Here is a 22,256-nt window from a genome sequence, read left to right as displayed (position 1 = left end):
CTTCGACAAGCTGGCCAGGAACTTCCTCGCCGCCGTCCTGCTCGCCTCAACCCGCCTGTGGCTCAGAGCTTATGAGTCCACGCCCTAGAACCGGCTCCGACAGGCTGACACGCAGCGGACCCTCTCCCGGCGACGGGGGAGGGTTCTTGCTTGGGCGCCTGGTTTGCGCTTACATCGTAAACAACAAATGCGCCGTTGAAGGAATCGCCCATGGCCCTGCCGCCCATCCTCCGTGACCGCCTGCGCCTGCCGGTGATCGCCTCGCCGCTGTTCATCATCTCGAACCCGGACCTGGTGATCGCCCAGTGCAAGGCCGGCATCGTCGGCTCCTTCCCGGCGCTGAACGCCCGGCCGGCAAGCCAGCTCGACGAATGGCTGGCGAGGATCACCGAGGAGCTGGCCGACTGGGACGCCAAGAACCCGGACATGCCCTCGGCCCCCTTCGCGGTGAACCAGATCGTGCACAAGACCAACGACCGGCTGGAGCACGACGTGGAGATGGTCGCCAAGTACAAGGTCCCGATCATCATCACCTCGCTGGGCGCGCGGGAGGATGTGAACCAGGCGGTGCACGCCTATGGCGGCATCGTCATGCACGACATCATCAACGACCGCTTCGCCCGCAAGGCGGTGGAGAAGGGCGCCGACGGCCTGATCCCCGTGGCGGCCGGGGCCGGCGGCCATGCCGGGGCGCTTTCGCCCTTCGCGCTGATCCAGGAGCTGCGGACCTGGTTCGACGGGCCGATCGCGCTGTCGGGCGCCATCGCCAACGGCGCGGCCATCCTGGGCGCCCAGGCCATGGGGGCGGACCTGGCCTATATCGGCTCGGCCTTCATCGCCACCAAGGAGGCCAACGCCGCCCAGGGCTACAAGGACATGATCGTCGAAAGCTCGGGCGAGGACATCGTCTATTCGAACCTCTTCACCGGGGTGCACGGCAACTATCTGCGGCCCTCGATCGTGGCGGCGGGCCTCGACCCCGACAACCTGCCCGAGGCCGATCCCTCGAAGATGAACTTCGGCTCCGGCGGCAACACCAAGGCCAAGGCCTGGAAGGACATCTGGGGCTGCGGCCAGGGCATCGGCGCGGTTCAGGAGATCCTGGGCGCCGGCGAACTGGTGGCCAAGCTGGCCGCCGAATACGAGGCGGCCAAGGCTGCGCTGGCCGAGAAGACCTCGTTCACCGCCGGCCGGGCGCTGATGGCGGCGGAGTAGGTCTGCAGCCCCCCTGTTTCCCTGTGACGAGCATCCCTGCCCGTGGCGGGCGCGAGCGTCCGAGGGATTCCCGGCACAGGGCCGGGAATGAAGGAGAGGGGGCGGCCTCAGGTCAGAAGCTTCCGGCCCTCGGCGCCAGCGGGTCTCAGCTCCCGGTCGAGGTGTAGCGGGCGATGCCGGCGCGCCAGGCGAGGAAGGAGAGCCCGAGGAACAGGAACCCCATGGCCGGCGCGGCGGGCAGCCACCAGCCGGGGGCGCCGAGCGGGTCGGGCTGATCCAGGATGGCGAGCACCGGATAGTAGGCCACGCAGCCGAGCGGCACGACGAAGATCAGGAAGTTGCGGAACCAGGCGGCGTAGAGGCTGAGCGGGAACTGGGCGGCCTGGATGCCGCCGTAGGTGAGCACGTTGAACACCTCCAGGCTCTCGGTGGTCCAGAAGGCGAAGCTGGCCTGGAGGATCAGGAGGCCGGAGAAGAGGGCGACGCCGCCCGTGATCGTCCAGGCGAGGAGGAGCGCCTTTTCCGGCGTCCATTGCACGCCGATGACGGCGGCGCCGACGAAGAGGACCAGCAGGGCCTGAGCCAGGCGGCCGAAGCGGCTGATCCGGAACTCGTAGCCGACGAGCTGGAGGGCGGGAGAGCGCGGGCGCAGCAGGATGCGGTCGAAGGCGCCGGTCTTGACGAATTCCGTCCCGAAGACGTCGAAGCCGCGGGTGACGAAGTCGGTGATGGCGAAGCTGGTGGAGACGACGCCGTAGAAGACGGCGATGTCGCCCAGGCGCCAGCCCTGGACCTGGCCGAAGCGGTCGAAGAGGGCCCAGGCGGCCAGCATGTCGACGATGGTCGTCACGAAGGCGCCGATCCCCAGCATGATGGCCGAGCCGGGATACTGCAGCTGGCTGCGGATGGAGGCGTCGAAGTAGCGGCCGAGCAGACGCAGGTCGTTCATGGCGTTCAGCCTCCCTGCACTTCGAGGCGGCGCATGACGCGGGAGAGCGCCCAGCGGCCGAGGGCGATCAGGGTCAGCGTCCAGAAGGCCTGAAGGGCAAGACCGCCCGCCGCCGCGGCGCCGGAGAGCTCGCCGACATAGAGGCGCAAGGGGATGTCGAGCATGCCGGCGAAGGGCTGGACGAGCAGGGCCGTCCGCGCCCAGTCGGGATAGAGGGCGAGCGGCAGGAGATTGCCCGAGAAGACGATGATCAGGGCGTTGAACAGAACATTGGGGCCGCGGTCGGTCAGGGTGGCGGCGACCACGACGTTGACGATCATCAGGAAGGCGGCCGACAGGGCCAGCGCCAGGGGCAGGGCGACGGCGAACAGGGCGGCGGCGGCGAAGGTGGCGGGCGGCTTCCAGGCCCAGTCCGACAGGCCGATCAGCGGCAGGACGAAGCCCGCGGCCAGCAGCATCAGGGCCGCGCGGGGCACGGCGCGGGAGGCCATCCAGGCCGCGCCGCGGACGTACCAGAGGGCGTAGGTGTCGAGCGGGCGCAGGCGGTCATAGGCGACGCCGCCGGTCCGGACCGCCAGCGCGATCTCGGGATCGGCGCTCCAGGGGGTCAGCGCCAGCAGGGCCTGGGCGAGCCAGGTGTAGGTGATGACCTGGGTCAGGCTCATCGGCGCGCCGGCCGCCGCGGCCGGGGCGGCGGCGAAGAAGGCCGAGTAGATCATCACCTTGATGCCGCCCCACCAGCACTGGGTGGCGAAGCCGGCCAGGGCCGCGGCGCGATACTGCAGCATCAGCAGGAAGCGGCTCGTGAAGGCCGCGGCGTAGGGGCGGACGGCGTCCATTTCGGATCAGGCCTCCGCCGCGCCGTGCAGGTCATAGAAGCGGGCGATGACCTCTTCGATGGCCGGCTGCTCCACATGGATGTCGACCACGGCATGTTCGGCGGCGATGGCCGCGATGAGCGCCGGGGCCGGGGTGCGGGCCGGATCGAAGGCGAGTTCCAGGCTATGGCCTTCGCGCCCGCGGACCTGGACGCCCTCCAGGGCGATGTCCGGCGCCTCGTGGGCGAAATCGACGAAGAGACGCCGTTCGGCGAGCACGCCGGCCCGCAGCGCCTCGAAGGGGCTGTCGGCGAGGACACGGCCGTGGCCGATGACGATGACCCGCTGCGCCAGCGCCTCGATGTCGTGCATGTCGTGGGTGGTGAGCAGGACGGTGACGCCGCGCTCGCGGTTCAGGCGCTTGACCACCTCGCGCACGGCGAGCTTCGACGGCGCGTCCAGGCCGATGGTGGGCTCATCGAGGAAGAGGACCGGCGGCTCGTGCAGCAGGGCCGCGGCGATCTCGGCGCGCATGCGCTGGCCGAGCGAGAGCTGGCGCACCGGCTGGTCGAGGAGCCGCTCCAGGCGCAGGAGGGCGACGAGTTCGTCGCGGTTGCGGCGGTAGCGCTCCGGCGCCAGGCGGTAGATGTCGCGCAACAGGTCGAAGCCGTCGGCGATCGGCAGGTCCCACCAGAGCTGGGTCCGCTGACCGAAGACGACGCCGATCTCCGCCACGTGGGCGATCCGGTCGTCGAAGGGCGCGCGGCCGTTCACGACCACGCGTCCGCCGTCGGGTTTCAGGATGCCCGAGAGAATCTTGATGGTGGTGGACTTGCCCGCCCCGTTGGGGCCGATGAAGCCCAGGAGCTCGCCGGCCTCCAGGGAAAAGGAGACGTCGCGCAGGGCCTCGACCGTGCGGTGGCGGCGATGGACCAGACCCTTGACCGCGCCCAGCAGGCCGGGATCGCGCTCGGCGACGCGATAGGTCTTGGCCAGGTCCTCGACGAGGATCTGCGGCATGGGCGTGCGCCCGTGATGAAGTTGAGAAGGGCGCGGACCCTAGGCCGAGCCCGCCAGACCCGCAACGGCCGCGCTGGACCCTTGCGAAAGAAATCCGCCGCCGATGCGTCCAGGCCGCGCCTGTCCCGTAGCTAAGTCAGCCGCGGCGCCTCCCGCCCGTGGCCACAACCACGAGGGACGACCCATGACCGAACCCAAGTTCCGCATCCTGGCCGGCGTTTCGGCCATCGCCCTGGCGCTCGGCGTCGCGGCCTGCTCGCAACCGGCCGAAGAGCCCGCGCCCGCCGAAGCCGAACCGGTCGCCGCCGCGCCGGCGACCCCTGAAGTGAACATCGTCGAGGCCGCCCAGGCCTCGCCCGACTTCTCCACCCTCGTCACCGCCGTTCAGGCCGCCGGCCTGGCCGAGACCCTGGCGGGACCGGGCCCCTACACGGTTTTCGCGCCGACCAATGCGGCCTTCGAAAAGCTGCCCGACGGCGCGGTGGAAGGTCTGCTGGAGCCGGACGCCAAGGACCAGCTGACGGGCGTCCTCACCTATCATGTGGTGCCCGGCGAGATGAAGGCGGCCGACATCGCCGCGGCCATCGAGGCCGGCGGCGGCACGGCGACGCTCACCACCGTCCAGGGCGGCACGCTGACGGCCGCCATGGCCAATGGCGGCGTCCAGCTGACCGACGCGGCCGGCGGCACGGCCATGGTGACCAGCACCGACCTCGACGCCTCCAACGGCGTGATCCACGTGATCGATACGGTCGTCATGCCGGCGGCCTGATGGGTCGAGGCCACGGCTGACGGCCCGGGGGCTCCGCCTGCGCGGAGCCCCTTCTTCTTTGCCGCTATTCCGCCGGTCGGGGCGAGATGACCGGCGGCACCAGGGGCTGGGGCACGTCGTCGGCCGCCTGGGTGGCGGTGGCGAGAGGGGCCCGTATGGCGGCGCGGCGCGCGGCCAGCGCCGCCTTGGTCTCTTCGTAGCTCGCGCGGGTGATCTTGTAGCGGGCGTAGAAGAAGACGGCGATGAAGCCCGGAACGCCGGCCAGGACGCCGTCCCACAGGGCCAGGTTCCAGACCACCTCGGCCGGGACCTCCTCCACCTTGGCCTTGGTCGGGAAGGCGATGAGGGTCAGGACGAAGCCGGCCAGGGCCGCGCCGATGGCCTGGTCGACCTTGGCGAAGAGGGCGCGGGTCGAATAGAGCACGCCCTCCTGCCGGACCCCGAACGTCAGCTCGTTCTCGTCGGCGATGTCGGCCAGGGCCGACATGATGCTGATGGAGAGCACGCTGGCCGCCCCATAGCTGAGGATGGAGAAGGCGATGAGGATGGGCAGCAGGCCCGCGGTCTGGTCGGTCAGCACGCCGGCGAAGCCGAGCAGGATCGGCGCGCTGGGCGCCAGCGCATAGACGATGGCCGAGACGATGATCGTGCGCTTCTTGTCGAACCGCCCGTGCAGCATGGCGGCGAACAGGAAGGCCGACAGGTAGCCGGCGAAGGAGCCGATGACGAAGAAGCGGATCTGCTCGCTCGTCAGGTGCCAATAGTAGGTGTTGGTGTAGAGGTGCAGGCCGCCCCGCAGGCCGATCATCATGCTGAGGAAGAAGTAGGCCACCAGCAGCCAGACATAGTTGCGGTTGGCGAAGGCCTTGCCGATGTCCTTGAAGAACTCGAAAGGACTGAATTTCGGCAGGTTTTCGGGGGCCTTGGGCAGGTGGGGGATGCGGTCGCGGGTGAACCAGGCCGAGGCGCCGAGCAGGGCGAGCGCCAGGAGCGCCATCACGATCGAATAGGGCGCGTAGGGCTCTGGGTTCAGCAGACCCCTGGGGTATTCCGGCGTCGCCTTGAAGAAGTAGCTGAGCGCGATCCAGGTGGTGCCCGCCGCCCCGGCCCAGGTGAAGAAGCTGTTGTAGGCCATCACCTTGGAGCGTTCGGTGTAGTCGCGGGACAACTCGCCCCCGAGCGCCAGGTGAGGCGTGTGATAGAAGGTCATGGACTGGCGCAGGAGGATCACCGTGACGGTGAACCAGGCGAACAGGCCCCACCGGCCCAGGCCGTCGGGCGGATTGAACACCGCGATCAGCGATAGCACGATCGGGATCGGGGCGAAGAACATGTAGATGTGCCGCCGGCCCCAGCGGGACTTGGTGCGGTCCGACAATGAGCCGACCAGCGGGTCGGAAATGCCGTCGAGGAAAAGGCTGGCCGAGATGGCGAGCCCGGCCAGGTGCGCCTCGAGGCCCAGGACCTGGTTGTAGAAGAGCATGGCGTAGGAGCCGACGGAGAAGAGGGCGATCGATTCCGCCCCGCTGCCGACCCCGAACGAAAGCTTGGTCCTGAAACTGAGGCGCTCGTCCTCGCCCGATGAACCCTGGGCCATTTTGAATATTCCTCCCGGGCGCGCTCCTTGGATGCGGCGCGCCTCATAATGCGGAGGAGCAAGCCTGAGGTTGTCGTGCGCGTCAACCTGGGCCGCAGGATACCGGAGGCTAGAAGCGAGGCCTGGACGGGGCATCTGAGCGGCGCGCGCTGTGTGCTTCCCGAAGGTGCGCGCGCCTCTGGGGAAATGGGGACGGTGTTTCCTCTATCGCCTTGGTCTTCGCAAAGTCACCGAGCGAACCAATCGCCGCATTAGGACAATCCACCACGTCATGACGGCCGAGACGAACCGCCAGAAGCGTGGGCCCCAGATCAAACGCAGTCCCACGACCTCGACGGCCAAGAGCATCAGAGCGAGAAAGAAGGTGAGGTTGGGCGAGCTCTCGTGGAGGAGCGCAAGTGGCAGACCACCCGCGATCCCGGTGACGAAGACGAGGGCGCCTGTAAGCGCCAGCCGATTGCTCAGAGTGAGTTCGCGCATCGAAGTCCTAAGCCACCTGCCCGGCGCTCCAGCCCGAGGACCAGGCCCACTGGAAGTTATAGCCGCCGAGCCAGCCGGTGACGTCGACCACTTCGCCGATGAAGTAGAGGCCCGGAACCTCGCGGGCGGTGAGCGTACGGGAATCAAGGTCGCGGGTGTCGACGCCGCCCAGGGTGACCTCGGCCGTGCGGTAGCCTTCGGAGCCGACCGGCTTCACGCGCCAGGCGTTCACGGCCTCGGCCAGGGCGCGCAGCGTCTTGTCGGACTGGTCGGCCATGTTGCCTCGAGGGGCGTGCGTCTCGGCGACGAACTGGGCCAGGCGCTTGGGGAGGATCTCGGAGAGGACGGTGGCGGGCGCGGCCTTGGGGCGGGCGGTGCGGGCGGCGCGCAGTTCGGCGAAGAGGTCATGGCCGGGGGCGAGCGTCACCTCGATCTCCTGACCCTCGCGCCAGTAGGAGGAGGCCTGGAGGATGGCGGGACCGCTCAGGCCCCGGTGGGTGAAGAGGAGGGCCTCGGAAAAGCGGGTCTTGCCGGCGGCGACCTGGGCCGGATCGACAGCGACGCCGGCCAGCGGCTTGGTCCGCTCCAGCAGGGAGACGTCGAAGGTCAGCGGCACGAGGGCGGGCCTCGTCTCCGTCACCCGCAGGCCGAACTGGCGCGCGACCTCGTAGCCGAAGCCGGTGGCGCCCATCTTGGGGATCGACTTGCCGCCGGTGGCGATGACCAGGCTCTCGCAGGCGATCTCGCGGCCGCCGGCGAGGAGGCGGAAGCCCGCTTCCGTCCGCTCGATGCGCTCGATCGCCGTCTGCAGGCGCAGCTCCACGCCGCCCCTGTCCATCTCCGCCAGCAGGAGGGCGACGATCTCCTTGGACGAGCCGTCGCAGAAGAGCTGGCCGAGCGTCTTCTCGTGGAAGGCGACGCCGTAGCGCTTCACCAGGGCTGTGAAGTCGTGCTGGGTGTAGCGGCGCAGGGCCGAGATGCAGAAGCGCGGATTTTCCGAGATGAAGTTCTGCGGGCCCGTGTCGAGATTGGTGAAGTTGCAGCGGCCGCCCCCCGAAATGCGGATCTTCTCGCCCGGCGCCTTGGCGTGGTCGAGGATCAGGACCCGGCGGCCCCGCTGGCCGGCCTGGGCCGCGCACATCATGCCGGCCGCCCCGGCGCCGGCGACCACCACATCGAAGGTTTCCATGGGCGAGCCATAGCCCAAGGCGGGGCAGGGTGGACAGGCGGGCCTTGCATCCCTACTTATGGGACCTCGACATTTCGTCGCGCGACGCTCGACACTAGACGTCCGTCACCGCGCGGTCCGATCTAAGCACGCTTCTCTCCGCCCCTTGCGCCGGTCCGCCGGCGCATCCGAGGGGTTTTCGACGCGTCTGGACCCCGCATCGCCGCTCCGCCGGCGTGGACGCCGACCAAGTCCCCACATGATCTCACTCCGGGATCGGGGCGCCGGCCGCATCCTGGCCGGTCGTCAAGGCGTCGCCGGCTCACAGGAGGCGTACCGCATGTCCAAGGAAGAGTTCATCGAGTTCGAAGGCGTGATCACCGAGCTGCTGCCGGAAGGCCGCTTTCGGGTTCAGCTCGACAACGAACACACCATCCTCGCCTACACCGCCGGCCGCATGAAGCGGAACCGCATCCGCTCGCTGGTGGGCGACCGGGTCACGGTGGAGATGACGCCCTACGATCTGGAAAAGGGCCGCATCACCTATCGTCACAAGACCGAAGGCCCCCGCATGGGCGGCGGCCAGCGCCGACCGCCGCACCGGCGCTAGGCTTCAATCGACGAGGCCGGTCGGCAGGCCATCCAGGCTGAGCGCGTTCTTGGCCCGCCGGTAATCCGAGAGCCCCGCCTCGCCCTGCGCCTGAGCCCAGCGGTCCAGCGAAGGGCGTTCGCCGACGAAGTCCATGAGCGGTACGCCGAAGCCGCACGAGGTCTGGACGAGATCGATGTCGAGCCGGACGATCTGGCGCGCGCCCGGCGGTTCGGCGCCGCCGAAGACCTCCGCCAGAAGCTGTCCATAGGCCGCCCCGCCGCGCGGCAGGCTTTCGCCGCGGCCGTAGAGGCGCAGGATCAGCGGCGGCCCGGAAAAGGCGCAGAGCATGAGGGTCAGCCGGCCGTCGGCGCGCAGATGGGCGGCCACCTCGGCGCCGCTGCCGGTACGGTCGAGGTAGCAGACGGTCCGCTCGTCGATGACGCGCAACGGGTCCAGACCCTTGGGCGAGAGGTTCACCCGTCCGTCGGCCGCGGCGCTGGCCACGAAGAAGACCGGCTGGCGGGCGATGAAACTGCGGTGTTCAGCAAGAAGGGCGGGGAACTGTTTGGCCACGGGCAGGGCGCCTCCAGGTTCGCAGCAGGTGCGGCGGCAGAGCTGAACAATAACGCGAATGTCATTGGGGCTGCGATGTTCGGTCGCTATTGATGGCCCATTCCGCATGGTGACGACGTGAACTCGAGGGCCCTTTGACCCTGGCGTGGATCGCCCTACTGCCGTTTCTGGGGGCGCTTGCGCCGGCCCTGGCGATCCGCGCCGGGCGTAACGCCTGCGCGCTCGCCACCCTGGCGGTGAGCGGGACCAGCCTGGTCATGCTGCTGCAACTCGCGCCGCGGGTCCTGGCCGGCGAGGTGGTCCACTGGCGGCTGGAGTGGTTTCCGGGCCTTGGCCTGAACGCCAACTTCTTCCTCGATCCGCTCGGTCTGATGTTCGCCGGCATGATCCTGGGCATCGGGATCCTGGTGATCGTCTATGCCCGCTTCTACCTGGCCAAGACCGACCCGATGGGGCGGTTCTTCGCCTTCCTGCTGCTGTTCCAGGGGGCGATGCTGGGCATCGTGCTCTCGGACAACGTCCTCCTGCTGCTGATCTTCTGGGAGCTGACGAGCCTCTCCTCCTTCCTGCTGATCGGCTACTGGGGCCATCTGCCCGAAGGGCGGCAGGGCGCGCGCATGGCTTTGGCCGTCACCGGGACGGGCGGGCTGTCGCTGATCGCCGGCCTGCTGATCCTGGGGAACATCGCCGGCTCCTATGACCTGTCGGTGATCCTGGCGAGCGGAGCGGCGATCCAGGCCTCGCCCCTCTACCTGCCGGCCCTGCTGCTGATCCTGGGCGGCTGCTTCACCAAGTCGGCCCAGTTCCCCTTCCACTTCTGGCTGCCTCACGCCATGGCCGCGCCGACGCCGGTCAGCGCCTATCTGCACTCGGCGACCATGGTGAAGGCCGGCGTCTTCCTGCTCGCGCGGCTGTGGCCGGCCCTGGCCGGGACGGAGGCGTGGTTCTTCCTGGTGGGCGGGGTCGGCCTCGTCACCATGGTGTTCGCCGCCGTGGTGGCCCTCTTCAAGGACGATCTGAAGGGCCTGCTGGCCTATTCGACGGTCAGCCATCTCGGCATGCTGACCTTCCTGTTCGGCCTGGGCACGCCGGCCGCGGCCGTGGCGGGCGTCTTCCACATCATCAACCACGCCTGCTTCAAGGCCGCCCTCTTCATGAACGCCGGCATCGTCGACCATGAGGCGGGCACGCGCGACATCCGCAAGCTGGGCGGCCTCGTCACCCTGATGCCCATCGCCGCGACCCTGGCCGTCTTCGCCGCCGCCGGCATGGCCGGCCTGCCGCCGATGAACGGCTTCATCTCCAAGGAGATGATGCTGGAGGAGGCGACGCATACGGCCGTCTTCGGCCTGCCCTGGCTGGTCCCGGCCCTGGCCGCCGCGGGGGCCCTGTTCTCGGCGGCCTATGCCTATCGCTATGTGATCGGGGTCTATTTCGGGAGGAAGCCTGAGAGCTTCCCGTACAAGCCGCACGACGCGCCGGTCGGCATGTGGGCGCCCTCAGCCCTGCTGACGGCCCTGGTTGTCGCCATCGGCCTCTTCCCGCACGCCATCGCCGGGGACCTGGTCAACGCCGTCGCCGGCGCGGTGACCGGCGGGGCGGCCAAGGAGAAGCACCTGGCCCTGTGGCACGGCTTCAACCTGCCGCTCGCGCTCAGCGCGGCCGCCATCGTCGGCGGGGCGGTGCTGCTGGCCCACCATGGCGGGCTGGACCGGCTCTGGCAGGCCTCGCCGCTGCCGCAGGCCAAGACGGTGTTCGACGGCCTGGTGGAGGTCACCGTGCGCGGTGCGCGGCGCGCGAGCGACGGGCTGCATACGGGCTCTCTGCAGCGCTACCTGGCGGTGATTCTGGCCAGCGCCGTGGCCTTGGGCCTGGCGGGCTATTTCAGCGCCGAGCACGTCGCGGGCGCGCGGCCCCCGCTGCCGGCCAACGGCGTGACCCTTGCGGCCTGGGCGCTGCTGGTCGCCGCCGCGGCTTCGGTCGTCGTGTGGCACCGCCATCGCTACATCTCGCTGATCTTCATCAGCGTCATCGGCCTGATCATCTCCCTGGGCTTCGTCTATCTGTCGGCGCCGGACCTGGCGCTCACCCAGATCTCGGTGGAGGTGGTCACCATCCTGCTGATGCTTCTGGCGCTGAACCTGATGCCCAAGCGCACGCCGGTGGAGAGCAGCGCGCCGCGGCGGATTCGCGACGGTGTCCTGGCGACCCTCGGCGGCGTCGGCATGGGGCTCGCCACCTGGGTGCTGCTGCGCCGGGAGGGGCCGCCTTCGATCTCTGACTATCACTGGGAGAACTCCTATTCGGGCGGCGGCGGCACCAATGTGGTCAACGTCATCCTGGTGGACTTCCGGGGCTTCGACACCTTCGGCGAGATCATCGTCCTGGGCATCGCGGCGCTGACCATCTTCGCCCTGCTGGAGACGGCCGACCGCGGCTCGGCCGGCCAGAGGCTGGCCCGGTGGGAGCCCGATCAGCGGCGCTCGCCCGAGCGGCATCCGATGATGCTGGTGGTGGCGACGCGGCTTCTCCTGCCGCTCGCCTCGACCGTCGGGCTCTACATCTTCCTGCGCGGGCACAACGAGCCGGGCGGCGGCTTCATTGCGGGCCTCGTCGTCTCGATCGCGCTGCTGATGCAGTACATGGCCTCGGGCTATGCTTGGTCGAACCGCCGTCTGCCGGCCGACCATCACGGCCTGATCGGTTTTGGCGTCACCGCCGCGGCGGCCACTGGCCTGGCGGCCATGGTGCTTGGCGCGCCCTTCCTGACCAGCGCCTACGAATATGTGCCGATCCCGCTGATCGGGGAGGTCGGGCTGTCGAGCGCGCTCGTCTTCGACATCGGGGTGGCGTTCACCGTCGTCGGGGCGGTGATGCTGGCCCTGCACCACCTTTCCAGCGTCGCCCAGCGGGCCGAGAAGCTGCCGCCCAGCGACCTCGCCATGGACGTCGACCCCAGCCGCCCCGCGGTCCCCATCGACCACGCTGGGGACCGGCCATGACGATCGAATTCCTGGTGGCCAGCGCGGTGGGCGTGCTGTCGGCGGGCGGCATCTACCTGGTGCTGCGCGGCCGGACCTTCCCCGTGGTGCTGGGCCTGGCCTTCATGTCCTACGCCATCAACGTCTTCCTGTTCGCGTCGGGACGGCTGCTGATCGACCGGCCGCCGCTCTACGAGAAGGGGATCACCGAGTACACCGACCCGCTGCCCCAGGCCCTGGTGCTGACGGCCATCGTCATCTCCTTCGGCATGACGGCGCTGGTGGTCGTGCTCGCCCTGCGCACCTTCCTTGAGACCGGCACGGACCAGGTCGACGGCAAGGCCGACCCCGCGGAGCCGGCGCCGTGAACCACTGGCTGATCGCGCCCATCCTGCTGCCGGCGGTGCTGGCGCCCCTGATGCTGCTCTTCCTGCGCCGGCGGCTGGCGGCCTCGCGGGCGCTGTCCATCGGCGCCTGCGCCGCCCTGGTCGGGCTGGCCTGCGCGCTGGTCGTGCAGGCCGACACCGGCGCCATTCAGACCTACGAACTCGGCGACTGGCCGGCGCCCTTCGGCATCGTGCTGGTGCTCGACCGGCTGTCGGCCATGATGGTGCTGATCGCCAGCCTGCTGGCGCTGGCGGTCATGTCCTATGCGGTGGTGACCGGCATCGACCGCAAGGGCTGGCACTTCCATCCGCTCTTCCAGTTCCAGCTTCTGGGCCTGAACGGCGCCTTCCTCACCGGCGACGTCTTCAACCTGTTCGTCTTTTTCGAGGTGCTGCTGATCGCCTCCTACGGCCTGATGCTGCACGGCGGCGGCGCGGCGCGGCTGAAGGCGGGCGTGCAGTACGTGGTCATCAACCTGGTGGGATCGACGCTCTTCCTGGTGGCCGTCGGCCTGCTCTACGGGGCGACGGGCACGCTCAACATGGCCCATATGGGCCAGCGGGTGGCCGAGGCGCCGCCGGGCGACCATGGCCTCATCCTGGCCGGAGGCCTGCTGCTGATCGCCGTGTTCGGCCTGAAGGCGGCGCTCGTCCCGCTGCACTTCTGGCTGCCCAGGACCTACGCCTCGACCACCGCGCCCGTGGCCGCGCTCTTCGCCGTGATGACCAAGGTCGGCGCCTATTGCATCCTGCGCTTCACCACCCTGACCTTCGGCGAGGCGGCCGGCGAACTGGCCTGGGCGCCGTCGCCCTGGCTGCTGCCGGCGGCGCTGGCGACCTTGGCCATCGGCTATCTCGGCGTCCTGGCCGCGCGGCAACTGCGGGACCTGGCGGCCTTCTCGGTGATCGGATCGATGGGGACGCTGCTCTGCGCCATCGCGGTCTTCTCGCCCCAGGCCACGGCCGCGGCGCTCTACTATCTGCCGCACTCGACCTTTGCGACGGCGGCCCTCTTCCTGATCGTCGACATCATCGCCGCCCGGCGCGGCGACTATGGCGACACCCTGGCGCCGAGTCCGCCCTTCGTGCAGGCCGGCGTGCTCTCGGCCCTGTTCATGCTGGCGGCCGTGGCGGTCGTGGGCCTGCCGCCGCTGTCGGGCTTCCCCGGCAAGCTGCTGGTGCTCGACGCCATGCGCGGCGTCGAGGGGGGCTGGTGGGTCTGGGGCTTCGTGCTCGGCACGACGGTGCTGGGCCTGCTGGCCTTCGCCCGCGCCGGCAGCGCCATTTTCTGGAAGAGCCGGGAGACCACCGGCGAGCTGCATGCGGCCGCGCCCGTGGCGCCGGGCGCTGCGCCGGCCGTGGCCGCCGCCCTGCTGCTGCTGCTGGTCGGCCTGACCTTCGCCGGCGGTCCCGTGACGGCCTATCTGAACGCGACGGCGGCCCAGCTCTACAATCCGGCGGACTATGCCGCCGCCGTGCTGAAGGGGCGGTGAGGAGGCCGGCATGATGAAGCGACTGCTGCCCCATCCCGCGCTGACCGTGACCCTGATCCTGGTCTGGGTCCTGCTGAGCAACGAGCTGTCGGTGGGCGGCGTCGTGCTGGGGGTGATCGTCGGGGTGGTGATCCCGATCATCACCGGCCCCTTCTGGCCCGACCGGCCGCGCCTGAGCTTCGGACCGTCGCACGGCTTCTACATCCTGCTGGTCCTGTGGGACATCGTCACCGCCAGCATCCAGGTGGCGGGGGTGGTGCTGTTCCGCCGGAACAAGGACATCCGCTCCCACTGGCTGGTCGTGCCGCTGGAGCTCACCTCGCCCGAGGCGATCACGACCCTGGCCGGCACGATCAGCATGACGCCGGGGACGGTGTCGTGCGACGTTTCCTCCTGCGGGCGCGTCCTGCTGGTGCACGCGCTGGACACCGGCGACCCGGAGGGCGAGGTGGCGCGGATCAAGTCGCGTTACGAGGCCAGGCTGATGAGGATCTTCCTATGATCATGACCGCCGTGCTGTTCGCCCTGGGCTGTGTGGGCCTGGGGATGGTTCTGAACCTGTGGCGGCTGCTGCGCGGACCGACCACGGCCGACCGGGTCCTGGCGCTGGACACCATGACCATCAACGCCATCGCGGTGATCGTGCTGATCCAGATCCAGATGGGCTCGCCGGTCTATTTCGAGGCCGCCCTGCTGCTGGCCATGGTCGGCTTCGTCGGCACGGTGGCCTACTGCAAGTTCGTCCTGCGCGGCGACGTGGTGGAGTAGGGGCCATGGTGTCGACGCTCCTCGAAGTCCTCGTCTCGGCGCTGCTGGTCTTCGGCGGCTTCTTCGCGCTCGTCGGCTCCTGGGGGCTGACGCGCATGCCCTCGCTGATGACGCGGCTGCACGGACCGACCAAGGTGACGACGCTCGGGGTCGGATCGTGCCTGATCGCCTCGGTGATCTTCTTCCCGGCCTTCAAGGGCGCCTGGTCGGCCCACGAACTCCTGATCACCCTCTTCCTGTTCCTGACCGCGCCGATCTCGGCCAACATGATCGCCAAGGCCCACCTGCACCGTCAGGGGCGGGGCATCGACCCCAACCCGATGGACGACATCGCCGCCGGACTGCCGGAGACCGGGGTGGGGAGCGGCTGGGCGACCTTCGAGGGCGAGGACAGCGAGAAGCTCGATCTGAACCGCTGAGCGCTTGCCTGGGTCGCGGAATCCGGCAGGGATGGCGCCCGTCATGGCGAACGAACCCTTCTTCCGGCGGCAGGATGGCCGCTTTCAGCCCACCCCGGCCTGCCGGGGCCCGTGGAATCCCAAGTCGCTGCACGGCCGCGTCATCGTCGGCCTGCTGGGCCACGTGATCGAGCAGGAGCATGGCGAGGCCGACCTGCTGCCCGCGCGGCTGACGGTGGACATGTTCCGCCTGCCGGACTTCTCCGAGATCGAGGTGACGACGCGGGTCGTGCGCGCCGGCGGGCGCCTGAAGCTGGTGGAGGCCGACTTCATCAGCGGCGGGACCCCCATGGCGCGGGCGAGCTGCCAGTTCCTGCGCCGGACGGCCAATCCGGAGGGGAATGTCTGGAGTCCGCCGAACTGGGACGCGCCGGCGCCGGCCGACATCCCGCCGCCGGAGGACGCCCGCGAGGGGATGGGCGGCATGTGGGCGATGCGGCGGATCACCGGCGGCTTCGGCACGCCGGGCCAGCGTCGGACCTGGATGAGCGAGGTGCGCGAGCTGGTGGAGGGCGAGGCCCTGACGCCGTTCACCCGCGTGGCTGTGGCCGCCGACTTCGCGAGCCCCTTCGCCAACGCCGGCGACAAGGGGCTGGGCTATATCAACAGCGACGTGACCGTCTATCTGCACCGCCTGCCGAAGACCCCGTGGGTGGGCTTCGAGACCATCAATCACCACGCCACCGACGGCGTGGCGATCGGCGAGTGCTTCCTCTACGACGAGGAAGGCCCGATCGGATCTGCGGCCTGCGCGGCGCTGGCCCAGAGTCGGCGGCCGTAAGGCTCTAGGGCAGGCCGGCCGCCTGGCGGCACTCGGCGGCGAAGCGCGTCGCCATCTCCTGCGGCGGCGGGCGGACCGGGCCGAATGCCTGCGCGCCGTAGACGGCGCCAAGGGTCGCCGCGCGGGGCAGGCGCTCCAGGAAGTCGCCGGAGACGGCGGTCGTCGCGCGCACGCCGGCGCCGGGCGCGGTGGGCTCGGCCACGAAGACGAAGAGCTGTTCGTCCAGGCCGACCGTCAGACGCTCCTCGCTGCCCACCGGGTTGAAATCGTTCACCACCAGGACGAGCCGGGGCGGGTGGCGCGTGCAGCCGAGATGGAGGCGCTGGCTTCCGTCCGGACCGCTCATGACCAGGGCGACCCCTTCGCCGCTGGAGGCCATGTCCCAAGAGAGGCCGGGCTGGGTCGGCGCGGCGGGCGGCGCGGGCTCGGCCGCCGGCTCGACCGGCGCCGGCGGGGCCGGGTCTTCCGAGCAGGCGGCGAGCGCGAGGGCGGCGGGGGCGGCGAAACCGGCCAGGAACTTCATGAGCGTCTCCCGTTTGCCGCCCATGGGACGGACGGCAGGGGCCGGGGTCAAGGCCGGGCCATGCGCCCGCGGCTGTTCATCTCGTCCCCCGCATCGTCCGGCAGCCGGACGTAGAAGAACAGCGAAACGAAGGTGAGCGCCCCGATCACCAGGAAGGCCGGCGACACCGTGGCCGCCGTCAGTTCGGCCTGGCCCGCAAGGCGGGTGAACAGGTGGATCAGCATGGCGGCCAGGCCGATGCCGATGGACTGGACGAGCTGCTGGGCCATGCTGGACATGGTCGAGGCGCGGCTCATGCGGTCCTGCTCGATGTCGGCATAGGCCAGGCCGTTGAGGCTGGTGAACTGGAGCGAACGGAAGAAGCCGCCGGCCAGGAGGACGACCATGATGATCCAGTGGGGCGTCGTAGGCTTGAAGAGGGCATAGGCCATGAAGAAGAGGCCGGTGATCACCGCATTGACCACCAGGACCTGGCGGAACCCGAAGCGGCGCAGGATGGGCGGGGCCGTCGTCTTCATGATGAGGGCGCCGGCGGCGCTGACGAAGGTGAGGAGGCCCGCCTGCAACGCGGTCATGCCGAAACCGATCTGGAGCAGCATGGCCAGCATGAAGGGCGTGGCGCCCATGGCGATGCGCATGAAGGCGCCGCCGACGATGGCGGCCTGAAAGGTCTGCAGCCGGAAGAGCGAAAGGTCGAGGATGGCGTGGGGCGTTCGCCTGGCGTGCCAGGCGTAGAGGCCGAGCGCCGCGAAGCCGCCCAGGAACAGGGCGAGGACCAGGGGGAAGGGCAGGATGTCCCGTCCCAGGTTCTCGAACCCGAAGATGACGCCGGCCAGGCCGAAGCCGGTCAGGATCATGCCCAACCAGTCCAGGCGCGGGGCGTTCTGGACCGCCACATTGGGCACGAAGCGGGCCACCAGCAGGACGCCGATGGCGGCGATCGGGAGATTGATGAAGAAGATCCAGCGCCAGTCCCAGAAGGTGACGACGAAGCCGCCGACGGGCGGGCCGAGCACCGGGCCGAGCAGGGCCGGCATGGTGAGCACCGACATGGCGCCGACCAGCTCGTTCTTCGGCGTCGTGCGCAACAGGACGAGGCGGCCCACCGGCGCCATCATGGCCCCGGCCGCCCCCTGGAAGAGGCGGGCGACGACGAGTTCGGTGAGCGAATTTGCGAAGCCGCAGGCGGCCGAGGAGAGGGCGTAGAGCACCATGGCGGCCATGAAGATGCGCCGCGCCCCGAACTTGTCGGCCGCCCAACCGCTGATCGGCAGGAAGACCGCCGCGGCCAGCAGGTACATGGTGATGGCGAGGTTCAGCCGCAGCGGATCCTCGCCGAGCTCGCGGGCCATGGTGGGCAGGGCGTTGGACAGCACTGTGGCGTTCAGCGTCTGCATCATCAGGGCCGAGCCGATGATGGCGGGCACCAGCCAGCCGCGGGTGGCGGCGGTCGACTTGTCCACGGGTTGGGCCGGCGCAACCTCCGGCGGGCTGTCGGTGGTGGAGATCTCGCTCACCGCGCGGCCTCCGGGCCTTGGGTCTCGACCAGCGCCAGGAGGGGCCCGGCGGCGGCGGCGAGAGCCTCGCGCTGCTCGGGGCTAAGGTGGGCCAGGCGCGCGGCGAGCCAGTCATTGCGGTGGCGGCGCGTCTCGGCCAGCGCCTTCAGCCCGGCCTCGGTGATGGCGAGGCCGGAGCGGCGGCCGTCCTTGGCGTCGCTGATGCGGCTGATCCAGCCGGCGGCCTCCAGGCGTTTGACGTGGCCGCTCATGGCCGGGCGGGACATCTTCTCGCCGTCGGCGAGATCGCAGACCCCGACGCCGGGCTGACGCTTGATCTCCACCAGCAGGAGGACGTCGAGGGCCGAGAGCCCGGCCTTGGACGCTTCCTGCCGCAGGCGCCGCGAGACGCGAAGGATGGCCGGGCGCAGCGCTTCGGCCAGGAGGTCGGGATCGGCAGGATCCTTGGCGAGGGCGGCCAGGGGCATGATCAAATGAATCTAGTTAGGTTTGTGAACTATTGATATGCCCTCCATACGCCTCTCCCGCCCCGGGTCAAGCGCCGCCGCGGGACATGGCGGGTCAGTCGGCGACGCGGTCCTCGAGCACCGGCGGCCGGTAGGCTTCGTCGAGCGTCTTGAGCGGATGGGAGGCGGTCACATGGCCCATGAAGGGATGCCAGATGCTGTAGCCGAGCAGGGCCTGAAGGCGCGGCGACATGGTGCGGACCAGTTCGCGCGGGACGCCGAGGAAGAAGTTCTCCTGGGTGCGGCCCCAGGGCTGGCAGTACTGGTTGGTGAGCGCCAGGCGGGGCGCGTCCGAGCGGTTGGCGCCGCCGCGGTGGAGCATGTGGCCCTGGAAGACCATGGCCGAACCCGCGGGCATGACCGCCGGCTTCAGTTGGGCCGCCGCGTCGGGGCGGAGCGAAAAGGCCGTCACCTCCTCGTCGCTCCATCGGTGGCTGCCGGGCAGGATGTCGGTCGCGCCGTTGGTCTCGGTGAAGTCGTCGACGGCGACGATGACGCTGAGGCTGGCCGCGGGGCGGGGGCGGGGCAGGTTGTAGAAGGCGTCGTCATAGTGGACGCCTTGCGCGGCCTCGCCCGGCTCGATGTTGATGGCCTGGCTCGCGGTCAGCAGATAGCCGGGCAGGAGGAAACGGTCGAGGAGGGCGAGGATGCGCGGCTCCTCGGTCATCTCCTCGAACACCTTGCCGCGGGCGACGAGGGTGTAGACGCGCTCGGTCCGGAACCCCTCGAAGGCGTTGCGGCCGTGGCGGCTCCGAAGGTGCGGGGCGAGCGCGCGGCGGACGCGGGCGAGCTGGTCGGCGCCGAGGAAGTCCTCGATGATGGTGTAGCCGTCCGCCTCTATGCGCTGGGCATGGGCGTCGGCGTCGAAGGCCGGGGTCTGCATGGGCGTCCTCTCCTCGCGCGCCTCTGCGGACGCGTCGAAGGGCAGGATAGCACGGGCTCAGCGGAGAGCGCGCAGGAGCTGATGCAGGGCCTGGCGGAGGCGGGCGGCGTCGCGCCGGAGGTCGTCGCGGCGTCGCGGCCAGACCTCGGCGGCGAGGGTGGGGTCGCGGCTGGCGGCCTCGCGCAGGGCCTCGGCGCGGTGATCGAGGGCGCGGGCGGCCTGCTGCAGCGCCGAGAGGGCGGTCTTCAGCCGGCCCTGAGGGCTGTCACGCCAGGCGCGGCGGGCGGCGTGTTCGGCTTCGGCGGCGGCCCTGAGCTGGTCGGCGTCGCGTCGGCGGCGGGGGTCCGGCGTCAGGGCCGACCAGACGGCGCCCGTCCGGCGCGCGGCCTGTCCGGCGGCCCAGGCGGCCTGGTCGCGGGCCGCCAGCCGGGCCAGGATCTCGTCGTGCCGGGGTGGGGGTGGAGCGCTCACAGGCGGGATTGTATCTTACATACAATCAACGGCAAGGAAAAGCCGCTCAGAGGGCGCTCTGGATGATCCGGCGGGCCTGGAAGGGTGGGATGATGGCGGTGATGTGGGCCGCCCAGCGCAGGCGGGCGTCCTGGCGCGTGGGGCCGGCGACGCTTTCCAGATCGTAGAGGCCGGCGCGCGAGCCGCGCAGCAGGCGCTTGACCAGCACCTCGTCGGTGTCGACCTCGACCACCACCACATGGCCCAGCATGTCGGGCGTGGGCGGGGTGCGCTGGTCCTCGAAATAGATCAGGGCGCCGTCGTCGGCGAGGCCGCGCATGGAATGGCCGACGACCCGCAGGGCGCGGGCCCGGGTCGTGCCGCCCGGCGGGATGGGGGCGAGGTCGGTGGGCTCCTGTCCCGTGGCGAAAAGCACGACGCCGTCGGGGTTTGCGCCTACATGGCCGAGGATCGGGACGAAGCCTTCGCGGGCGGAATCGCGCATGGGGCCCAGCGCGTCGTAGAGCCATTCGGGCCGCACCTTGAAGGCGGCCGCATACTCCTTGCTGCGCCGGAAGGAGAAGGGGGCGTTGCCGTTCTCGTTGGAGGCGTAGGTGTTGCGGTTCCAGCCGAAGGCTTCGGCCGCCGCGGCGGCGGTCTCATAGCCGGCCTCGAGCCTCGCCTGGCGCAGTCGGTCTGACGGCTTGTCCATGGTCGCCAGACTTAGCGGACCTGTGGGCGGCTGTAAATAACCTACAGTTTCTGCTTGTCGGCTGTATGTATGAAAAATACACTCAGGCCATGGAAACGTCAGATCACATCCGGGCGGCGGCCCCGAAGTCCAAGCCGCCCAGCCTGCCCGCCCTCGGCGACTATGCGAACCTGCGGCGAGGCGGGGCCACCTCGGCCCAGGCCGGCGCCTTTCTCCGCCTCGGCCCGCGGGCGATGCGCAACATGGAGAAGGCCTTCCGCGGCCAGGTGGCGCGGGGCGCCGGCGAGGCGCAGCCCAAGTTCGCCCGGCACGACAGGCATGTGGCCGCGGTGATGGGGCAGGGCGGTTTTCCCGCCCTGACCGAGCGGCGGATCGGCCGGACCGGCGTCTGCGTCGGCCTGCCGCTCGTCTGGCCGGAGGCTTCGCGATGAGGGTGGCGATAGAAGGGGCGGCGGAGGGCGCGCCCGAGGACGCCGGCGCCCTGGTGGCCCGCGCCCTGGGCGATCGCACGCCCGGCGCGCGGGCGCAGTTCCTGAAGGAGCTGCTGGCCCACACGGCGGCGGGCCTGGTGATCCTGGAGGGGGACCGGGCGGCCGGCGAGGCGGTCTACCGGCTGGCCGACGCCGTGGTCTCCCGCGGCCGGCCATAGGGGGAACAGCGATGGCGAGGATCTTCGACCCTGCGCTGCGGGCGCGGGAACAATTGCTGGCGGCCGAGCGGCGGGCCCGCACCAAGGCCGAGGCCGCAGCGGTGGAGGCGGGCGTGGCCGAGACGGTGGCCCTGTCGGCCGCCCGCGGCGCGGCGTTCGAGGCGCCGGCCCATGCGGCGCGGGCCACGCCCTACAAGCGCCAGGCGGGGCTCGACTGGCTGGCGCGCAAGGGGAAGATCAGCGCCCGGCAGAAGAGCGCGGGCGAGCGATACGGCGTCCTCTATCGCCGGTCGGCGCGGGAGGGGGCGATCCGCTCCACCCTCGACGTGCGACCGGGCGGTGGGGGCCCCGCTGGGCCGGGCGCGCGGGAGGAGGTCTTGCTGATGGCCGCCGAAGGCTCGGCCCAGGCGGCCGCGCGGCTCGCGGCGCTCCGCACGCGCCTGTGGAACCAGCCGCAACTCGTCGCCGCCTGCGACCTCGTCTGCGGCCGCGAGCTGACCCCCCGCGAGGCGGCGCGAGGCGAACGCGCGGTGATCGAACTGGAGGCGCTGCTCGGCGTGGCGCTCGACCTGCTGGCGGGGGATGAGTGCGCTGTTAGTCGCTGATCTCGCCTGGGCGGCGCTGGGCGACGTGTCAGAGGACGCCGGAGGGATCGACGACATAGCTGATGACGAGGCCCCAGGGCTGTCGCGCGGGCGGTTTCGCGCGTGAGCGCCGACAGCGCCGATCACGACATGTGCCGGCTGGGCGAGGAACTGGCCGTGCGGGCGCCGCGGCCACCTGGCGGCGCGGGCGGGCCTGGGCCCTGATCGAGGGCGTGCTGGCGCTTCCTACTATCGCGGGAAGAACGAGGCGATCGCCGCGGCGGGGCGGCGGACGATCGATGCGGTGCTGGGGGATTTGGCGATGGAGATGACGCCGTAGGCGCCGAGGTGGCTCAGCGGGCTGGTCCGAATGGCCAAGCT

26 protein-coding genes and 1 pseudogene are annotated in these 22,256 nt (G+C 70.3%); 14 read left to right on the top strand and 13 right to left on the bottom strand.

The features are described from left to right. Together H2041_RS16575 and H2041_RS16570 are read left to right on the top strand one after the other, a co-directional pair. Positions 1-88: pseudogene (locus H2041_RS16575) on the top strand (IS5/IS1182 family transposase); the annotation flags it as partial. A gap of 122 nt (positions 89-210) precedes the next feature. After that, the gene (locus H2041_RS16570) at positions 211-1,215 is read left to right on the top strand and encodes a nitronate monooxygenase family protein (protein ID WP_293414595.1); all 1,005 of its coding nucleotides are present in this window, start codon (positions 211-213) and stop codon (positions 1,213-1,215) included. A gap of 145 nt (positions 1,216-1,360) precedes the next feature. Here H2041_RS16570 and H2041_RS16565 read toward each other — a convergent pair whose 3' ends face one another. From H2041_RS16565 to H2041_RS16555, 3 genes are read right to left on the bottom strand one after another with little or no spacing between them, the layout of a single operon-like run. Then, positions 1,361-2,164 carry an ABC-2 family transporter protein gene (locus tag H2041_RS16565; RefSeq protein ID WP_293414593.1) on the bottom strand — a complete coding sequence of 268 codons (804 nt, stop codon included), beginning with the start codon at positions 2,162-2,164 and terminating at the stop codon, positions 1,361-1,363. Positions 2,165-2,169: 5 nt separating this feature from the next. Next, on the bottom strand, positions 2,170-3,003 hold the full coding sequence (locus H2041_RS16560) for a hypothetical protein (protein WP_293414591.1): 834 nt from the start codon (positions 3,001-3,003) through the stop codon (positions 2,170-2,172). 6 nt (positions 3,004-3,009) lie between these two features. Next, the gene (locus H2041_RS16555; protein ID WP_293414589.1) at positions 3,010-4,002 is read right to left on the bottom strand and encodes an ATP-binding cassette domain-containing protein; all 993 of its coding nucleotides are present in this window, start codon (positions 4,000-4,002) and stop codon (positions 3,010-3,012) included. A 184-nt stretch (positions 4,003-4,186) separates the two neighbouring features. Between H2041_RS16555 and H2041_RS16550 the strand changes: the two genes are divergently transcribed. After that, positions 4,187-4,774 carry a fasciclin domain-containing protein gene (locus tag H2041_RS16550; protein WP_293414587.1) on the top strand — a complete coding sequence of 196 codons (588 nt, stop codon included), beginning with the start codon at positions 4,187-4,189 and terminating at the stop codon, positions 4,772-4,774. A 64-nt stretch (positions 4,775-4,838) separates the two neighbouring features. Here H2041_RS16550 and H2041_RS16545 read toward each other — a convergent pair whose 3' ends face one another. Then, positions 4,839-6,371, bottom strand: a complete 1,533-nt coding sequence (locus H2041_RS16545; RefSeq protein ID WP_293414585.1) for an MFS transporter — start codon at positions 6,369-6,371, stop codon at positions 4,839-4,841. 487 nt (positions 6,372-6,858) lie between these two features. Beyond that, the gene (locus tag H2041_RS16540; RefSeq protein ID WP_293414583.1) at positions 6,859-8,040 is read right to left on the bottom strand and encodes an NAD(P)/FAD-dependent oxidoreductase; all 1,182 of its coding nucleotides are present in this window, start codon (positions 8,038-8,040) and stop codon (positions 6,859-6,861) included. Between the two features lie 319 nt (positions 8,041-8,359). On the opposite strand from H2041_RS16540, the gene infA reads away from it, so the two are divergent. Continuing rightward, positions 8,360-8,629 (top strand): translation initiation factor IF-1, encoded by a 270-nt coding sequence (infA, locus tag H2041_RS16535; protein WP_293414581.1) that lies wholly within the window; start codon positions 8,360-8,362, stop codon positions 8,627-8,629. Between the two features lie 3 nt (positions 8,630-8,632). Here the strand turns inward: infA and H2041_RS16530 are convergent, their stop codons facing one another. After that, complete coding sequence (locus H2041_RS16530) at positions 8,633-9,184, bottom strand: pyridoxamine 5'-phosphate oxidase family protein (RefSeq protein WP_293414579.1); 552 nt, start codon at positions 9,182-9,184, stop codon at positions 8,633-8,635. A 134-nt stretch (positions 9,185-9,318) separates the two neighbouring features. Here H2041_RS16530 and H2041_RS16525 point away from each other — a divergent pair, with 134 nt between their 5' ends. Genes H2041_RS16525 through H2041_RS16495 form a run of 7 tightly spaced genes read left to right on the top strand, consistent with a single transcriptional unit; the run spans position 9,319 to position 16,051 of the window. After that, entirely contained in the window at positions 9,319-12,186 is a 2,868-nt protein-coding gene (locus H2041_RS16525; protein ID WP_293414577.1) for a monovalent cation/H+ antiporter subunit A, read from the top strand. Positions 12,187-12,188: 2 nt separating this feature from the next. Beyond that, positions 12,189-12,533 carry a Na+/H+ antiporter subunit C gene (locus tag H2041_RS16520; protein ID WP_363245032.1) on the top strand — a complete coding sequence of 115 codons (345 nt, stop codon included), beginning with the start codon at positions 12,189-12,191 and terminating at the stop codon, positions 12,531-12,533. Further along, positions 12,530-14,044 (top strand): monovalent cation/H+ antiporter subunit D, encoded by a 1,515-nt coding sequence (locus H2041_RS16515; RefSeq protein WP_293414573.1) that lies wholly within the window; start codon positions 12,530-12,532, stop codon positions 14,042-14,044. Before H2041_RS16520 ends, H2041_RS16515 begins: the two co-directional genes overlap by 4 nt. Before the next feature lie 10 nt (positions 14,045-14,054). Next, positions 14,055-14,546, top strand: coding sequence for a Na+/H+ antiporter subunit E (locus H2041_RS16510; protein ID WP_293414571.1), 492 nt, complete (start codon positions 14,055-14,057; stop codon positions 14,544-14,546). After that, a complete protein-coding gene (locus tag H2041_RS16505; protein WP_293414569.1) occupies positions 14,543-14,812 on the top strand; it encodes a K+/H+ antiporter subunit F in 270 nt (89 codons plus the stop codon). Before H2041_RS16510 ends, H2041_RS16505 begins: the two co-directional genes overlap by 4 nt. Positions 14,813-14,817: 5 nt before the next feature. Further along, complete coding sequence (locus H2041_RS16500) at positions 14,818-15,231, top strand: Na+/H+ antiporter subunit G (protein WP_293414567.1); 414 nt, start codon at positions 14,818-14,820, stop codon at positions 15,229-15,231. Positions 15,232-15,274: 43 nt separating this feature from the next. Next, the gene (locus tag H2041_RS16495; RefSeq protein ID WP_293414565.1) at positions 15,275-16,051 is read left to right on the top strand and encodes an acyl-CoA thioesterase domain-containing protein; all 777 of its coding nucleotides are present in this window, start codon (positions 15,275-15,277) and stop codon (positions 16,049-16,051) included. A 4-nt stretch (positions 16,052-16,055) separates the two neighbouring features. Here the strand turns inward: H2041_RS16495 and H2041_RS16490 are convergent, their stop codons facing one another. The 6 genes from H2041_RS16490 to H2041_RS16465 all read right to left on the bottom strand — a co-directional run bounded on the left by H2041_RS16490 (position 16,056) and on the right by H2041_RS16465 (position 20,642). Beyond that, entirely contained in the window at positions 16,056-16,574 is a 519-nt protein-coding gene (locus tag H2041_RS16490) for a hypothetical protein (protein WP_293414563.1), read from the bottom strand. A 47-nt stretch (positions 16,575-16,621) separates the two neighbouring features. Next, positions 16,622-18,091: an MFS transporter gene (locus H2041_RS16485; protein ID WP_293414561.1), complete on the bottom strand. Its 1,470-nt coding sequence runs from the start codon at positions 18,089-18,091 to the stop codon at positions 16,622-16,624. Further along, positions 18,088-18,558, bottom strand: coding sequence for a MarR family transcriptional regulator (locus tag H2041_RS16480; RefSeq protein ID WP_293414559.1), 471 nt, complete (start codon positions 18,556-18,558; stop codon positions 18,088-18,090). Before H2041_RS16480 ends, H2041_RS16485 begins: the two co-directional genes overlap by 4 nt. 94 nt (positions 18,559-18,652) lie before the next feature. After that, positions 18,653-19,480: a phytanoyl-CoA dioxygenase family protein gene (locus H2041_RS16475; protein WP_293414557.1), complete on the bottom strand. Its 828-nt coding sequence runs from the start codon at positions 19,478-19,480 to the stop codon at positions 18,653-18,655. A 57-nt stretch (positions 19,481-19,537) separates the two neighbouring features. Then, on the bottom strand, positions 19,538-19,951 hold the full coding sequence (locus tag H2041_RS16470) for a hypothetical protein (protein ID WP_293414555.1): 414 nt from the start codon (positions 19,949-19,951) through the stop codon (positions 19,538-19,540). 46 nt (positions 19,952-19,997) lie between these two features. Continuing rightward, positions 19,998-20,642, bottom strand: a complete 645-nt coding sequence (locus tag H2041_RS16465) for a peptidase S24 (RefSeq protein ID WP_293414553.1) — start codon at positions 20,640-20,642, stop codon at positions 19,998-20,000. 89 nt (positions 20,643-20,731) lie between these two features. Here H2041_RS16465 and H2041_RS16460 point away from each other — a divergent pair, with 89 nt between their 5' ends. The 3 genes from H2041_RS16460 to H2041_RS16450 are packed head-to-tail and all read left to right on the top strand — an operon-like array spanning position 20,732 to position 21,896. After that, a complete protein-coding gene (locus H2041_RS16460; protein ID WP_293414551.1) occupies positions 20,732-21,073 on the top strand; it encodes a hypothetical protein in 342 nt (113 codons plus the stop codon). Further along, positions 21,070-21,291, top strand: coding sequence for a hypothetical protein (locus tag H2041_RS16455; protein ID WP_293414549.1), 222 nt, complete (start codon positions 21,070-21,072; stop codon positions 21,289-21,291). Before H2041_RS16460 ends, H2041_RS16455 begins: the two co-directional genes overlap by 4 nt. Positions 21,292-21,302: 11 nt before the next feature. Then, the gene (locus H2041_RS16450) at positions 21,303-21,896 is read left to right on the top strand and encodes a hypothetical protein (protein ID WP_293414547.1); all 594 of its coding nucleotides are present in this window, start codon (positions 21,303-21,305) and stop codon (positions 21,894-21,896) included. 228 nt (positions 21,897-22,124) lie between these two features. On the opposite strand, the gene H2041_RS16445 is transcribed toward H2041_RS16450, so the two are convergent. After that, on the bottom strand, positions 22,125-22,253 hold the full coding sequence (locus H2041_RS16445) for a hypothetical protein (protein ID WP_293414545.1): 129 nt from the start codon (positions 22,251-22,253) through the stop codon (positions 22,125-22,127). Positions 22,254-22,256 lie beyond the last annotated feature (3 nt).

This window comes from Phenylobacterium sp., from assembly GCF_013911965.1.
Classification (GTDB): Bacteria; Pseudomonadota; Alphaproteobacteria; order Caulobacterales; family Caulobacteraceae; genus Phenylobacterium.
Note: the sequence above shows the minus strand (reverse complement) of the source record. Positions and strands in the feature narration are given on the sequence as shown.